At 56.1% G+C, this 15,017-nt stretch carries 9 protein-coding genes; 5 read left to right on the top strand and 4 right to left on the bottom strand.

All coding sequences use genetic code 11. The features are described 5' to 3' along the window. Nucleotides 1-31: 31 nt before the first annotated feature. The gene (locus tag KYK14_RS02555) at nt 32-3,103 is read right to left on the bottom strand and encodes a CheR family methyltransferase (RefSeq protein WP_219156678.1); all 3,072 of its coding nucleotides are present in this window, start codon (nt 3,101-3,103) and stop codon (nt 32-34) included. Between the two features lie 178 nt (nt 3,104-3,281). Here KYK14_RS02555 and KYK14_RS02550 point away from each other — a divergent pair, with 178 nt between their 5' ends. The 3 genes from KYK14_RS02550 to KYK14_RS02540 all read left to right on the top strand — a co-directional run bounded on the left by KYK14_RS02550 (nt 3,282) and on the right by KYK14_RS02540 (nt 7,659). After that, on the top strand, nt 3,282-4,295 hold the full coding sequence (locus KYK14_RS02550) for a chemotaxis protein CheB (protein WP_219156676.1): 1,014 nt from the start codon (nt 3,282-3,284) through the stop codon (nt 4,293-4,295). A gap of 368 nt (nt 4,296-4,663) precedes the next feature. After that, nucleotides 4,664-4,891 (top strand): hypothetical protein, encoded by a 228-nt coding sequence (locus tag KYK14_RS02545; protein WP_185284039.1) that lies wholly within the window; start codon nt 4,664-4,666, stop codon nt 4,889-4,891. 575 nt (nt 4,892-5,466) lie between these two features. After that, nucleotides 5,467-7,659: a bifunctional alpha,alpha-trehalose-phosphate synthase (UDP-forming)/trehalose-phosphatase gene (locus tag KYK14_RS02540; RefSeq protein WP_219156674.1), complete on the top strand. Its 2,193-nt coding sequence runs from the start codon at nt 5,467-5,469 to the stop codon at nt 7,657-7,659. 106 nt (nt 7,660-7,765) lie between these two features. Here the strand turns inward: KYK14_RS02540 and KYK14_RS02535 are convergent, their stop codons facing one another. The 3 genes from KYK14_RS02535 to KYK14_RS02525 form a co-directional block, all read right to left on the bottom strand. Continuing rightward, complete coding sequence (locus KYK14_RS02535) at nt 7,766-9,568, bottom strand: glycoside hydrolase family 15 protein (RefSeq protein ID WP_185284041.1); 1,803 nt, start codon at nt 9,566-9,568, stop codon at nt 7,766-7,768. Between the two features lie 196 nt (nt 9,569-9,764). Beyond that, a complete protein-coding gene (locus KYK14_RS02530) occupies nt 9,765-10,619 on the bottom strand; it encodes a YsnF/AvaK domain-containing protein (RefSeq protein ID WP_208307493.1) in 855 nt (284 codons plus the stop codon). Nucleotides 10,620-10,658: 39 nt separating this feature from the next. Further along, on the bottom strand, nt 10,659-11,090 hold the full coding sequence (locus KYK14_RS02525; protein ID WP_219156672.1) for a YsnF/AvaK domain-containing protein: 432 nt from the start codon (nt 11,088-11,090) through the stop codon (nt 10,659-10,661). A 396-nt stretch (nt 11,091-11,486) separates the two neighbouring features. Here KYK14_RS02525 and KYK14_RS02520 point away from each other — a divergent pair, with 396 nt between their 5' ends. Next, the gene (locus tag KYK14_RS02520) at nt 11,487-13,805 is read left to right on the top strand and encodes a hypothetical protein (RefSeq protein ID WP_185284044.1); all 2,319 of its coding nucleotides are present in this window, start codon (nt 11,487-11,489) and stop codon (nt 13,803-13,805) included. A 215-nt stretch (nt 13,806-14,020) separates the two neighbouring features. Beyond that, entirely contained in the window at nt 14,021-14,899 is an 879-nt protein-coding gene (locus KYK14_RS02515; RefSeq protein WP_185284045.1) for a M48 family metalloprotease, read from the top strand. Nucleotides 14,900-15,017 lie beyond the last annotated feature (118 nt).

The raw sequence follows: 15,017 nt of genomic DNA, 5'->3' as shown, positions 1-15,017 counted from the left end.
ATAGGTACGCAACCTGGCGCGGCGGCGCGGCTTAGGGAGTGGTATCCTCTGCTATGCTTTTCACGCCTAGCAACACCTGGTTAGTAGGCTGCTCCAAGTGCAGCAGGCGCCGACCATACAGCACCACTTGCCGCCGCCCTACCTCTGGCAGTGCCATATCCAGTGTCAAGTCGTTGAACTCCATTTGGTCCGATTCAGGATCGAGCAGCTGGTGCAGCTGGTGGCGCAGGGCGGGCTTGTCCCAGGCGCCGCCATTGAGGCTAACCAGTGGTTTGCCCGGCAGCTCACTGGCCTGCTCCCGAAATGCCTCGGCAAACGAGCGGCTGGCCGTTAGCACCCGCAGCTGTTTGTCGAGCGTGAGCTGGGGCTCGCGCACGGCCTCGTGAATGCTGGCCGCAAAGCGGGCACTTTCCTGTAGCTGCTTCTCCATTTGCTTCAGGCTGGTGATTTCCGTGAAGGTGATGACGGCGCCGCTGATGTAGTTGTCGAGGGTACGGTAGGGCAAAATGCGCATGGTGTACCACTGCCCGTTTACGGCCTGAATGTTGGCCTCCTGGCGGGTGAGGCGGCTGAGCACTTGCTGCACATCGCGAACGAGGTGCTCGTAGCGCAGGTTGGAAGCAAAGTGCATGAGGGGCCTACCCACGTCGCTGGGCATCAGGTTGACGATGCGGCTTACAGGCGGCGTGAAGCGCTTCACCAGCATGTCGTTATCGAGGAAGATAATGGCAATTTCGGTGGCATCGAGCAGGTTTTTCATGTCGTTGGCCGACTGCGTTAGCTCCTCCGTGCGCGCCATGTACTGCATGTTCAGGGTCAGCAGTTCCTCGTTCAGGCTCTGCATTTCTTCCTTGTTGGTCATGGCCTCCTCGTTGGTGCTTTGCAGTTCCTCGTTGGCCGATTGCAGCTCTTCGTTGGTGCTTTTCAGCTCTTCCAGGCTGCTTTCCATCTCCTCGATGGTGGTCTGGAGGCGGTGCTTGGTGTATTGCAGTTCCTTTTCGAGGGCCGAGGCGACGTCGTTGCGCTGCTCAAGGGAAGCACTTTGCTTGCCCAGGCGCAAGCGTCGGGGGGTAGGCTGATCTTCGAACACCACCAGCAGCAAGCCCGCCAGGTTGTCGGTCTCGCCCAGGTGCCGCACCGATAGGCGTAGCACCTGCTGGCCCGTATCCGTGCGCACCCGCACGTTGTCGACCACCACATCCTCGCGCGACTGGGTAGCCCGGAACACGGCCCCACTGATTTCAAAGTTCAGCTCCTCGCGGGCCATCTCAAACAGGTTCATGCCGCTCAGGCCGGGGGCAGGCTCCAGGTATTTGCCCGTGCGGCCATTCACGTACAGGATTTCGCCCTTGCTGTTGATAACCACTGCCGGCGGCGCGTACGTGCGCAGCAGCTCTTTCTGAATAAGGGAGGCAAAAGGTCCACCATCGCGGCGGGCAGAAGAAGAAGCAGGAACTAGCACGGGCGGTACGGGCAAAGCCATGGGATGGCTTGATAGAGAAAACGGGAAATTGGCAAGCCGCGGCAACGACGCGGCCGTTTCGGTGCGGCGCGAAATCTTCCACTTCACATCCAGGGGTTGAAACAAATCCTGAAAGCCCGTGATGTTTTCGCTCGGCCCCAGGAACAGAATGCTGTTGGGGTTGAGCGCGTAGTGAAACACGGGCAGCAGGTTTTTTTGCAGTTCCCCGCTCAGGTAAATCAGCAGGTTGCGGCAACACAGCAGGTCCAGCTTCGTGAAGGGCGCGTCTTTGTTGATGTTGTGCAGGGCAAACACCACCAAATCGCGCACCTCCTTGCGAATCTGGTAGTGGCCGTCGACCTTCTGGAAAAAGCGCTCCAAGCGTTCCGGGCTTACATCGGCTACGATGTTCTCGGGGTAGAGCCCAGTGCGGGCAAAGTCGATGCTCTCGGCGCTGATATCGGTGGCAAAAATCTGAATCTTAAGGTAGCGGCTGGGGTCCACCGCGTCCAGGCATTCGAGCAGCAGCATGGCCAGCGAGTAGGCCTCCTCGCCGGTAGAGCAGCCGGGCGCCCACACGCGTATGGTGCTATCGGTTTCTTTGCGCTGCAACACGGGCCGCAGATGCGTTTTCAGGTGCTCGAAGGCCTCGTGGTCGCGGAAGAACTTGGTGACGCCAATCAGTAACTCCCGAAACAGCTGCTCTACCTCGTGGGGGTTTTCCTGCAAATAGCGCACGTAGTGGGTGAATTCCTTGATCTGGTGCGCGTTCATGCGCCGCTCGATGCGCCGAAACACCGTGTTGCGCTTGTAGTAGCTGAAGTCGTGCCCGGTTTGGGAGCGAATCAGCAGGAAGATTTTTTGCAGGGCGTGGGCCGGTTTGCTATTGGCGTCGTCCCGATTTTCGCTGAGACGGGGCGGGCGCCCCAGCAGGGGCCGCTCTACGTAGTCGAGCAGCTTAGCGGGCATCATTTCCGGCGCCAGCACAAAGTCTACAAACTCGGTGGCCATGGCGGCGCGGGGCATCGAGTCGTACGCTGCCGTTTCGGGGTCCTGCACCATCACCATCCCAAAGTTCTCCATCACCAGCTTCAGGCCCAGGCTACCATCGGAGCCCATGCCGGAGAAGATGATGCACACCGCCCGCTCGCGTACGTCTTTGGCCAGGCTCTGCAAGAAAAAGTCGATGGGTAGGCGGCGCCCCGGCGCCTGGGTGGGCTTGAGCAGGTACAAAATGCCGTGCAGCAGGCTCAGGTCGTGGTTGGACGGAATCACGTACACGTGGTTGGGCCGCACCCGCATGCCGTCTTTCGCTTCCATAACGGGCATGGTGGTGAAGTGCTGCATCACCTGCGCCATCTCCCCCTCCTGTGTGGGCGACAAGTGCGTGACCACCACGTAGGCCAGGCCCGTATGCGAGGGCAAATGCTGAAAAAACTGTTTGAATGCCTCCAAAGAGCCCGCCGACCCCCCCAGCGCCACCACCGTAAACCGGTCTTCCTCGTGGCGGACAGGCGCGACGCCTACCCCCAACGGCTCCTGAATCAGATGAGCCGGCATAGCATCAGTTGTGGCCTCCTCCACGGGTCGGGCAGCTAAGCCACTGTGCTGTTGCTTGGAAGGCTGTTTAGATGAACTCATACACAATCAGAAGGGAATAGAAGAAGAAAATAAGCAGAACAGTAAACGCGTCCCAGGGCACAGAATCGACAAATTTCAATTAAAAATAAGTTAATTCGACATAGCCCGCTTGTGGTTTTGGTGCGTAGTATACAACCGCCCTGCGCCTGGCGTTCTATCTTAACCTTTTACGTTTTCCGTGGCTGCTCCTTCTTATCTTATTGTTATTGGCACTTCCGCCGGTGGTATGCCGGCTCTCACGCGCCTAGTAGCGCAACTTCCTGCTACGCTTCCGGCAGCCGTATTGGTAGTGCAACACCTGGCCCCCGACTCGACGGGCCAGCCCCTGGTGCACAGGCTGTCCATGCACACCTCCCTGCACTGCCAGCTGGCAGTAGACCAAACGCCTTTGCAAGCAGGTACCCTCTACCTGGCCCCGCCCGACCGGCACCTGCTCACGCACGAAGACCGCATACTGGTTACCAAAGGCCCGCACGAAAACAACTACCGCCCGGCCGCCGATGCGCTATTTCGCTCGGCCGCCGTGGCTTTCGATTCCCATGTCATTGGCGTGGTCCTAACGGGTATGCTGCACGATGGTACCGCTGGCCTCGACTTTGTGAAGCGCTGCGGTGGCACTGCCGTGGTGCAAGACCCCGCCGACGCCGAGTTTGCCAGCATGCCCGAAAGCGCCCTGCGCCACGTGGCCGTCGATTACGTGGTGCCCATGAGCCAGATGGGGGCACTGCTGATGGATTTGGTAGGTCAGCAGGTCAGTAAACCGGAGCATCGCCCACACATTCCGCACGACTTACAACTAGAAGCGGCTATTGCCGAGCGTGTTATGGGTACAGTAGACGAAGTTAGTGAGATTGGGCACCAAGTGCCCCTCACGTGCCCCGGCTGCGGCGGTAATCTTTGGGAGGTGAATGAAGGCAGCGTGCTGCGCTTTCGCTGCCACACCGGCCACGCCTACACCGCCGAGGCCTTGCTCGAATCTTCGCAGCAGGAAATGGAGGAAACGCTGTGGGTGGCCTTGCGCATGATGGAAGAGCGCAAAAACCTACTCAGCAATATGGCTAGCCACGGCGAAGGGTACTGGAGCGCCCAGCAGGAAGAACGCATCGAAGAAATAAAACGCCACATCAACCGGCTGCGCGAATTTTTGCTGAGCGGTAGTGAAAATACTAGTTCAGCTGCGAGAAAAGTATAGTCTACTGCTGTGGCTATAAGCAGCATTTGCAATGTGTTGCGGAATACACTCATCTTTAGCTACTACTACTGAACTACTTAGATATATTTATCTCAAGTATATCTAAGTAAGCTGTAAGCGTATTTTTCATCTTTTCAGATAGCAGCGTCATTAAAAAATTGTCTTTCAACCATTCAGCATAACTATTACACGCATTGACGTAATAATAAAAAACAAGAGAAGAAACCGCAGGCACAATCTTGTGCAAACCATATCATTCATACATCTATTAATTAATTTATTTTTTATTATTACCACTCAGGAACTAACACTATATTTGTCACGTAACATTTACAACACGTTAATTTAAACTCACAACTTAACTCATAATGGCAACCATGGATATTGCCCGCCTGCAGGAAATTGTTGATAATGCCGCCACCAACGAGCAATTACTCAATCAGATTCGCAAAAACGTTACGAAAGTAAATTCGCTGCTAGAAGAGCTAAACGAAATGCTACAGCCCGGCTACACGCCTACCGCCAAGGAGCGTAAGCCTCGTGCCGAAGGTGCCCGCAAGCCTGGCCGCCCGCGCAAAGCCGAAACTGCCGAGTAATTTATCCGGCCCCTGTTTTTAAAAGTCCGATTAGCTGCCGCTAATCGGACTTTTATTTTTAGTGCTACTGGTTCATCTACCCCAAGCTACACTTCGCTACAACTGTACCACAGCAATTAACTCATGAAATGCGGGTTACTTGCTTATGTACTCTGACAGCAGGATATTCTATACCGCGTAAGGGCAATAGTATTTTTCTCTATTGAAAAAATGTTGATAGATTTTCAATGCTCTACTTATGTACAGCACATCACCCCTAAAAACCAATAGTCTTCTCTACCTACGACCACTGGAATAACTGCACCACACAGAACAATCGTGCAGCAAAGCACAACACGATAGTATTATTGATGATTACAGTAGTACTATAGTAATTTCTGTTGTATTCTGTGAGTAGCAATAAGATCAGCCATTATACCAAAAAACAGAATTGCTGCGGTGTTGACTTGTGCCTGATGACCTTACCCTAACCTATCGTTTGTAATAATCGTTATTCCCATTCGGTAATAAACAATTCTACTCCGTACTACTTATTACTTGAATGCCTACTCTTTCTTTCACCAAGCTTTCTTTCTATGTCGCGTACTATTATTGTTTCTAACCGTTTGCCTACCAAAGTACAGCGCACCGACGACGACCTGGCTTTTACGCCCAGTGAAGGCGGATTGGCGACGGGGCTGGGCTCTATTTACCGGGCCGAGGGCAACGTCTGGATTGGCTGGCCCGGCCTGGTAGCAGACGACGAAACGGAGCGGCAGCAGATTACCACCAAACTACAGGCCGACAGCATGCAGCCGGTCTTCCTGAACGACGACGAAATAAAGGGTTTTTACGAGGGGTTCAGCAACGAAACGCTGTGGCCTACCTTCCACTACTTCAGCCAGTATGCCGTGTACAATGAGCAGCACTGGGAGACGTATGTGGCCGTGAATCAGAAATTCTGCGACGCCGTGCTGGAGGCAGCCGGCGACGATGATACCATTTGGGTACACGACTACCAACTGCTGCTGCTACCGCAAATGCTGCGCAAGGCCCGGCCGCACAGCACCATTGGCTTTTTCCTGCATATTCCGTTTCCGTCGTATGAGCTGCTGCGCGCCCTACCCTGGCGCACGCAATTGCTGGAAGGCATGCTGGGCGCTGATCTGATTGGTTTCCACACCTTTGGCTACATGCGTCACTTCCTCAGCTCAGTGTCGCAGCTGCTGGGCTACCCCAGCCAGAACGGCCGCTTGGAGTTGAAGAATCGTACGGTGCTGATTGATGCTTTCCCGATGGGCATTGACTACGAGCGCTACGCTAATGCCGCGGCCTCGGAGGTGGCGCAGGAGCACGAGCAAAACTACCTGGCGGCCCTACCCAACGCCCGCATCATCCTATCCATCGACCGGCTCGACTACACCAAGGGCATTGCCCAGCGCCTGCGGGCCTTTGAGCTGCTGCTCCAGCGCTACCCCGAATGGCAGGGCCGCGCTACGCTGATTATGCTGGTAGTGCCCTCGCGCGACCAGGTAGCGCAGTATCAGGAGTTGAAGGAGGAGATTGACGAGTTGGTGGGCCGCATCAATGCCGACTACCGCACCATCACCTGGAACCCGATTCATTATTTCTACCGCTCGCTGCCGCTGGAAGAGCTAACGGCCCTGTACCGCATGGCGGAGGTAGCCCTGGTAACGCCCATCCGCGACGGGATGAACTTGGTATCCAAGGAATTTATTGCCAGCAAGGCCGACCGTAGCGGTGTGCTAATCTTGAGTGAGCGGGCCGGCGCCGCCCGCGAGCTGTCCGACGCCCTGCTTATCAACCCCTCCGACATGAACCAGCTGGCCGAAGCCATGCATGAGGCGCTGGAAATGCCCGAGGAGGAGCAGAAAATGCGCCTAGCCAATATGCAGGCCTTGGTGCAGCACTACAACGTTTACCACTGGACGGAGCTGTTTATGAATCGTCTGGCGTATACTAAAATCAAACAGATGACCCTCGCCACCGAAATGCTGGATGCGACGGAAGCCACCACGCTCCGCCAACAATATACTACCGCTTCGCAACGCCTGCTGCTGCTCGACTACGACGGCACGCTGGCGCCCTTCCACCCCAACCCACAGAAGGCGGCGCCTTCGGCGGAAATACTGGAAACCCTGACTACGCTAAGCGCCGACCCGCACAACCGCGTGGTGATTATCAGCGGGCGCGACCGGCAGACGCTGCAGAAATGGCTGGGCCATTTGCCCGTCGATTTCATTGCCGAGCACGGCGTGTGGCTGCGGGCCGCAGGCCATGACTGGACGCTGTTTCAGCCCATGCGCAACGACTGGATGAAGGAAATTCGCCCTACCCTGGAGTTGTATGTGAGCCGCACGGCGGGGTCGTTTATTGAAGACAAAGACTTCTCGCTGGTGTGGCACTACCGCCGCGCCGATGCCGAGCTAGCTGCCGTACGCGTGCGCGAGCTCATCAGCCACCTCAGCTTCCTGACCAGCAACAGCGACCTGCAAGTGTTGGAGGGCAACAAAGTGATTGAGATTAAGGCTGCCGGTCTCAACAAAGGTACCGCCGCCGCCCGTTGGGTGGCCACCTACCAGCCCGACTTCATCCTGGCCATCGGCGACGACCGCACCGACGAGGATACCTTCGGCGCGATGCCCAAAGATGCTTTCACTATTAAGGTAGGCCGCAATAGCCGCTCGTTGGCGCGCTTCCACGTGCCCGGCACCACAGAGGTGCAGGAGCTACTGCAAAGCCTGGCAGAGGTGAGCGTGCCGCAGTAGTATTACTGTAAAAAAGCTGTTGGCCGTTAGCTGATAGCTGTTAGCTTTCTATCTCTTAGAGAAGCTAACAGCTATCAGCTAACGGCCAACAGCTTTTTTTATAACCCTACAAGAAGTTCGGGCGGTCCAGCTTTTTGGAGATACGGTAGGCGGCGTTTACCAAGCCCACGTGGCTGTAAGCCTGCGGGAAGTTGCCCCACTGCGAGCCGGTTTTGGCGTCTACGTCTTCGGAAAGCAGGCCCAGATGGTTGGTGTACTTGAGCAGCTTTTCAAACTCGCGTATGGCTTCATCGAGACGGCCGACGGCGGCCAGGGCCTCTACGTACCAGAAAGAGCAAATTAGGAACGTGGTTTCGGGCGTGCCGAAGTCGTCGGCGTGGCGGTAGCGGTAGAATAGGCCTTCGGGGGTCATCAACTCCTTTTCCAACTCTACCAAGTGCTGGCGGGCTTTTTCGGAAGCCGGGTCGAGGTAGCCCATCAGGATCAACTGCATGGTGCTGGCGTCGAGGTGGGGCGAGCCAATGGCGTTGGTATATACACCACGCTGCTGGTTGTAGCACTGCTCAATTTTATCAGCCGCCTCGTCCATCAACTCCTGCGCCATACGCTGGATTTCGGGGTTCTGGAAGTAGCTGGCCACTTTGCACGCCGCGTGGCTACCCGCCCAATGGAACAGGTAAGTGTAGGCATGGTACTGCGACAACGTGCGGAACTCCCACAGCCCGGCGTCGGGCTGGTTCATGGTTTGCCGAATCAGGCGCAGGGCGTCGTAGATCAGCTTTTCGGTGTGGGTGCGTTCAAAATCGATGAAGCGCCGGTCTACGTAGAGCGGCAGCAGCGCAACCAGCACTTGCCCATACACGTCGTTCTGAATGTGCGTGTAGGCATCGTTGCCGATACGTACGGGGCGGTTGCCAAGGTAGCCCTCCAGGTCCAGTTCCTCCTCAATCAGCTTGGAAGCCCCGCTGATGCTGTACAGGGGCTGATACTTGTCTTCTACCTTGGTCGAGATATTGGCGATGTAGTGGAAGTAGCGCTCCATCTCCTCGAAGTGACCAATGTTGTTGAAGGCCGTGAGGATATAATAGGTGTCGCGCATCCAGCAGAAGCGGTAGTCCCAGTTGCGGCCCGAGCCAGGGGCTTCGGGTAGAGAGGTAGTAGTGGCGGCAATAATAGCGCCTGTGTCCTCGTACTGGTGCAGCTTTAGGGCTAGCGCTGAGCGAATTACGGCTGCTTGATGGAACGTGCCGATGCTCATGCTCTTCACCCACTTGCGCCAGTACTGGGTGGTTTCGCGCAGAAACCGTTCGGCGGTGCTTTCCAAGGGTGCTTCCAGCGGAGCGCCGTAGGTGAGCACTAGATAAAACGTGTCGTTCAGGACAAAATCCTGGTCATCGAGCACGTAGGTAAGTGGAATATTGGTAGTGAGGCGAATTTCCTCTTCCAAGCCCAGAAACGCAATGTGGTTGGAGCTGCGGCGGCGGCTGAGTGCCTGCTCGCCATATTGCCCTACCGGCTGGCAGCGCACCCGCACGCGGGGCGTGCCCTGCAAGGGCTCCACCTTCCGCACAAACATTAGGGGCTTGTAGTTACGTTCGTACTGCGTGAAGCGCGGGGCAAAGTCCGTGACGCGGTAGCGGCCGTCAGGGGTTTCAATCTCAGTGCACAGCACGTTGGTGTTGTCGAGATAGTACTGGTTGCTCCGAAACTCCCCCTCGGCGGGCCGGATGCTGTACTCACCGCCTTTGTGAGAGTCAAGCAGACTACCAAACACAAAGCTGCTATCGAAGCGCGGCCAGCACAGCCAGCGCACGGCCGTATCAGTTCCAATCAGGCCTAGGAAGGCGCAGTTGCCAATCAGGCCCATGTTGTAAGTATGGGTGCGGGAGGTAGGGGGAGGTGTGGTCATTCGGGAAAGTGAAAGGAATGGCCCGGCCACTATGGCAGGTACCTAGTGCTTTTCTAATACCGTGCAGGCTAGTGTTGGGTTGCGCAATGCGGCATTCTTACCATGCTACAGCAGTAAATCTTAGGCAATGAGCATAAAAAAGACGGCTGCAAAGCAGCCGTCTTTTTTACGTATTTATAAGGATTAGTCCTTGATTCTAGCGACGTGGGTCACCGGCAGGACGGTCGTTGTTGTTCAACTTCTCTACGTCTACTTCCGTCTTGCGCACAGTGTCGTGGATGGTTTCTTCGCGCTCGGTTACTTCTTTGCCCAGCGTTACTTCTTCCACCACGCGGGCTTCTTTGCCCACTACAGCGCGCTCGGCGCTTTCGGTTACTTCGATATTACCTTCTTTGAAAGCTTCAAAGTCAGCTTCCGAAGCAGGACGGTCTACCGGCTTGCGGTTTACGTTCACATGCTCCTCACGCAGACGCACACTGGCTTCTACGGGGCGCTCGATGATGCGGCTACGCAGACGGGCACCGCCCGTTTGCTCCACGCGCTTACCTACTTGTAAGTTTTCCTCGATTACCTTCGCCGACACCTGATCATTGGTGTTTTGATTGGTTGCGTTGGCGTTGGCATTCGCGTTGTTTGCGTTTGTATTCGTAGCCTTGCCCTTATAACCCGACTGCTCGGCACGCTCGTTCACGTCAACAGCGCCGCAACGGTCCAGAATTTCGGCGGCCTGGCGGGCGTTTTCGTCGGAGTGAGCATGTACGGTTACCAACGAGCCGCTTTCGCGGGCTGCATGAGCATAGCGATTAGCGTTGTCGTCATCATCGCTGAACAGGTTGCTGAAGAAGTCGCCGATGCTGTCGGTAGAGCTTTCTTCGGTGCGGTTAGTATTGCTACGGTACCGGCCGCGATTTACATCATTAGTATCGGTTGTATCGTCGTTACGCGAGGCTACGTCTACATGGTCTAGGCTGAAGCCAGCACTAGCAAGTTGTTGAGCAGCAGATTTTGCCTGGTCGGCGGTATCGAACATTCCAATTACGGTATGAGTCATTTTTTTAGGGGTTAGGTGGTGGTTAAGTATGAGAGAATGTTACTGATCAGGAGAAGCGTTAGTTGCTTCGTTGGCGGGGTAGCGTTCCACGTTCACTTCCTCGTGACGTAGCGTTACGGTTTCCGTTTCACGGGTTTCCACTTGTTGTTTCAGAATGTGTAGCTCTTCTACAATCAGCAGACGTTTCATCACGATTTCGCGTACTACTGGTACAATGAGTGTATTGCCCTCGTATCGCGGTGTGGGAGGGGCCACGCCATCGGCCACAAACTGGTTGACGGCGACGCGCTCTACCTGCACTTCCTCGTGGCGTAGGATGACGTCTACATCCTCTTGGTGCTCGTGTACGGTTTTGGATAACCGCACCCGACCACTTTCCACTACCTCGCGGTGAATCACCGCCCTCTCCTCTATTATGGGGACTTTCGCTGACGAAAGTGGCGGCTGATTAGCAAGGTCGTTGGTAGGCATTGGCAACAGGCTTTTAACCTGGATCAGATTCTAAACTATCTGTCTTATCTTACGCGACCTCTCCTATTAAGTTATTGAAAATCAATTTACTGTTGAGTATACAGCTCTTTTTATCGATATAATTATTCTTATATATAGCCTATTCTTCTTTGGCTTGCTATCTGCCCCTATACACACCGTATCAGTCCGTTTGGTCCCTCTTCAAGGGTAGGCTAGAAGTTGGAGAAAATGACTGCGCTCCGTGGGCTTTTATGGACAATAAAAAGTTGAAATTAACTCGATGTGCAAGCCTGCCTTTCCAGTAGGAACCGGCATGTAGAGGGGTAGCAAGCCGAATTTTCCGCGCGAATCGGCCTCGTGGCCCTACCTTTGCTTGCGCTTCGGCGCTTGCTTTGTTTGTTCGCCTCTGTTCTGCTGCCCGTGCTATTGCCTACTTTGTTGCGTCGTGCCCTACGGGGCACAGGTTGGTTGTCGTTTTTTGTGCTGTTGTGGTTGTTTCCTTCTCGTAGCTGGGCCCAGCAGCCTACCAGCCCGGCCCCGGTGCCAGATGTGCCAGCCTCTACCCCTGCCCCTACTTATCGCACCAGCCAAGCGCCGGCCCCAACGACAGTTAGCCCTGCGGCCACCCGTAGCGCCACGCTGCTACGCGAGTTGCTGCTGCGCACCGACACCACCAACTACGCCCTCAGCCGCAACATGATTGCCGTGCAGGGCGAGCTGAACCTGTATTTCTACTATCGTCAGGAAGACGAAACGGCCGAAATTATGGCCTATCCTGTGCGCATGAACCCCAGTGCGCCGTTGCGCCTGGTGCGCTCCGCCGACTTCCAGCAGCTGGATTCGCTCACACCGGTCAACAACGAGTACTATCGCACCAAAATTCGCTTCAAGGCCTTGACCGGGGTGCGCTACCTCAGCCTCACTTTTGCCCAGGCCAACCTCGACAGCCTGCGCGGCCCGCAGTTCACCCAAACGGTGCAGCTGCTGCCTGTCACTCGCACTTCCCTCGACTTCCGCCCTACCGATACGGAGCTGTTTGTGGGCGAGGAGAAGGTGTTCGACCTGACCAGCAACAACGTGAAAAACGTGCGCGCCACCGGTGAGTGGACCCACGGCCAGGACATCGACTACCGCATAGCGCAGGAAAATGGCGGCCTGAAGCTGCACGTGCTGCCCAACGTAACGGGCACGCGCAGCATCACGCTGCGCATGCAAACCGAGCGGCCCTTTCTGATTGAGAATGGTCGAAAGCTGAGCTATTCCCTACCTCCTATCCGGCAGGAATTCACGGTGAAGAGCAGCCGCTTACGGTTCCTGAGCGTCGACAAAAAAGAAATTACGCTGGATGAAAGCTCCCGCCGCAAAGGCGTAGAAATCATCCTCGACAACGGCCGCACCTTCGACCTGAAGCACACCTACCGGGTAGAAGATCAGGAAGAAGCCGGCGGGGCACTCGTTGCTGAAATTTTCACGCGCCAGTACCTTTCCAACGACCGGGTGCTGTGCTGGCTGCGCGTATACAACACCCACCGCCAAACGGACAGCTACTTATATATAAAGGACGGTGACCAGCCCAAATACATCACCAACCTCAACATTTCGCCCAAAACCACCATTACTACGGTGAGCGTGCGGCACCGCGGCGGCGACTGGACCACCAACACCAACGTGAATCCCGGCGAAACGGTAGATGTACGCCTAGAGGGCGAGTCGCTGCTGAAGGCGCCTTTTCGCTTCGAGGATGTGCGCGTGGTTCCCTCCGACTCATCGGTGCGCTCGGAGTCGGCGGTGATTTACCGCTTGCAGGTGCCCGTTGGGATTGATAAGAAGCGCGTGGCCATTTACAACGGCAATGAAAACACGGGCCAGGGCCTGAACGTGCGCGAGTTTCAGCGCCCTCACCCGCTGGACTTCGTGAAGGTGACGTTTGGGGAGGCAGCGCGCCCCGTTACGACCCTCAACGGCCCCATCCTCTACCCCCGTACCGTGCGCGACGTGGTGTTTTCCTTCGATGCCAACGCCATCGACGCTGACCAGCAGCTGTATGGGAAGCAGTACCTCACGTTTCAGATCAGAACCCAGGACGCCAAAGGCAACCTGATTGAGATGCGCACCATTGAAAACGTGGTGGTGTGTCCCGGCGACAACTCCTTGCGGGCCGCTTTCTACCGCGACCCGCAGTGCCAGGTCGGCAACATCAACCTCAACAGCCTGCTCTCCCGCAAAACCTACGACCTCGACGATTGGGCGCACATCTACGTAACCGTGCAGCACGTGGCCAGCCAGTACGGCGACAAGGGCTACTCGCAAACGCTAGACCTAGTGTTGCAGCGTAGGGTGAAGTTTGACATCGACATTAGCTTCCCGGCCGGTTTGCTTACCAAGCAAATAAATGGCAACGGCGAGAACAACAACTATACAGCCTTTAGCGGCATCAGCCTAGCCACGCTGGCCCAACTAACGTTTTACAATCCCAATAAAATCAACAAGCCCCGCCCTTATAAAGTAGGTGCAGGTTTCGTAGCACTCAATGCATTCAACCTGAGTCCTACTAGCAATGCCAACCGCGACTTGGGTATTGTAGTGCTCGGCTCGGTCTACCCGACCCGCAGCGACGCTAAGCTTACGTTCCCACTCTATCTTGGCGGAGGCTACTTAGTAAATGGCGGGAAATTGTTCTTCCTCTTTGGGCCGGGTATCGGCGTGCGCTTATAGCCCTACTACCTATCATACAGCGGGGCGCTTTCCGGATGGGAGGCGCCCCGCTGTATTTTGGTTGATTTTTCTGTAAAAAAGGCTCCCCAGGGCAGGAAAAGTAAACGAAAAAGGTAGCGTTCTGCGTTGTATAGATAGAAGCCGATATGTCTGCCAAATAGGATTTTATGGCGTATTATTTGCCTTCTGTTATCAGCCACTCAGAACTCACTTCCATGTCCTACGCCTTTTTCCGCCGCTTGGCGGGTCTTTTCTTGGTGCTGGGGGCTCTGTTGCCCAGCACTTCCTACGCCCAATCCTCCACCGGTCAGCGCGACGTGCTGCGCGATATCACCTCGGTAGTAGGCCTGAAACCGCGTTTCGAGTTGCAGGCTACCTCGGAGGTAGACAATGCCGCGGCCGTGGTCTACAATGGCCAGCGCTACCTATTGTATAATCCGCAGTTTGTGGCAGCCGTAAACCGCGCCGGCCGCACCGACTGGGCCGGCACCAGCATTCTGGCCCATGAAATGGGGCACCACCTCAACGGTCATACCCTCACGAGCCGCGGCTCTAACCCCGCCGACGAGCTGGAGGCCGATGAGTTTTCGGGCTTTGTGTTGCGCAAGATGGGCGCCAGCCTGGCCCAAGCGCAGGCCGCTATGGCGGTGATATCGGACGAGCATGGCTCCGCAACCCACCCTGGCCGTAGCCAACGCCTCGCGGCCATCAGCCGGGGCTGGCAGCAGTCGAACACCCAGATTGCGGCCAGTACGCGTACTACGGCTCCTTCGTCCGCGCCGGCCGTATTGCGTCCGCAGACTACGGCGCCTGCCGTGGCCCGCAACGTAGCTAACCGCACCGCCATTGTGGGCAAGCTTACTTTCCGCGACGCTCCGGATGAGCCCTTCTACCTCACCGACCGCCTGAACGTGGTGCACGTAGAGCCCGGCACCCGCACCGCCGAAGTAGTGGGCCGCATCACTCGCTCCGACGACGAGGACTTCCCCCTGATCCTGGTTGATTCCAAGCAGCGCCGCCTATACATCGATACTTCTGGAGCGGTGTACAACCCCAACGGCCGCTTGGTAGCGATGCTCACCGACGCTTCGTAAGCAAAAAGAAGGCGTAGCAGGAAATACAAAGAGCCAACCGCGTGCGGTTGGCTCTTTTGCGTTGTAAGGGCGCGTTGCACGCGTCTGTTGCTTCATATTCAACTGACTTGGCATTGAA

The sequence above is a fragment of the Hymenobacter profundi genome (assembly GCF_019334315.1).
In the GTDB taxonomy this organism is placed as follows: Bacteria; Bacteroidota; Bacteroidia; order Cytophagales; family Hymenobacteraceae; genus Hymenobacter; species Hymenobacter profundi.
Note: the sequence above shows the minus strand (reverse complement) of the source record. Positions and strands in the feature narration are given on the sequence as shown.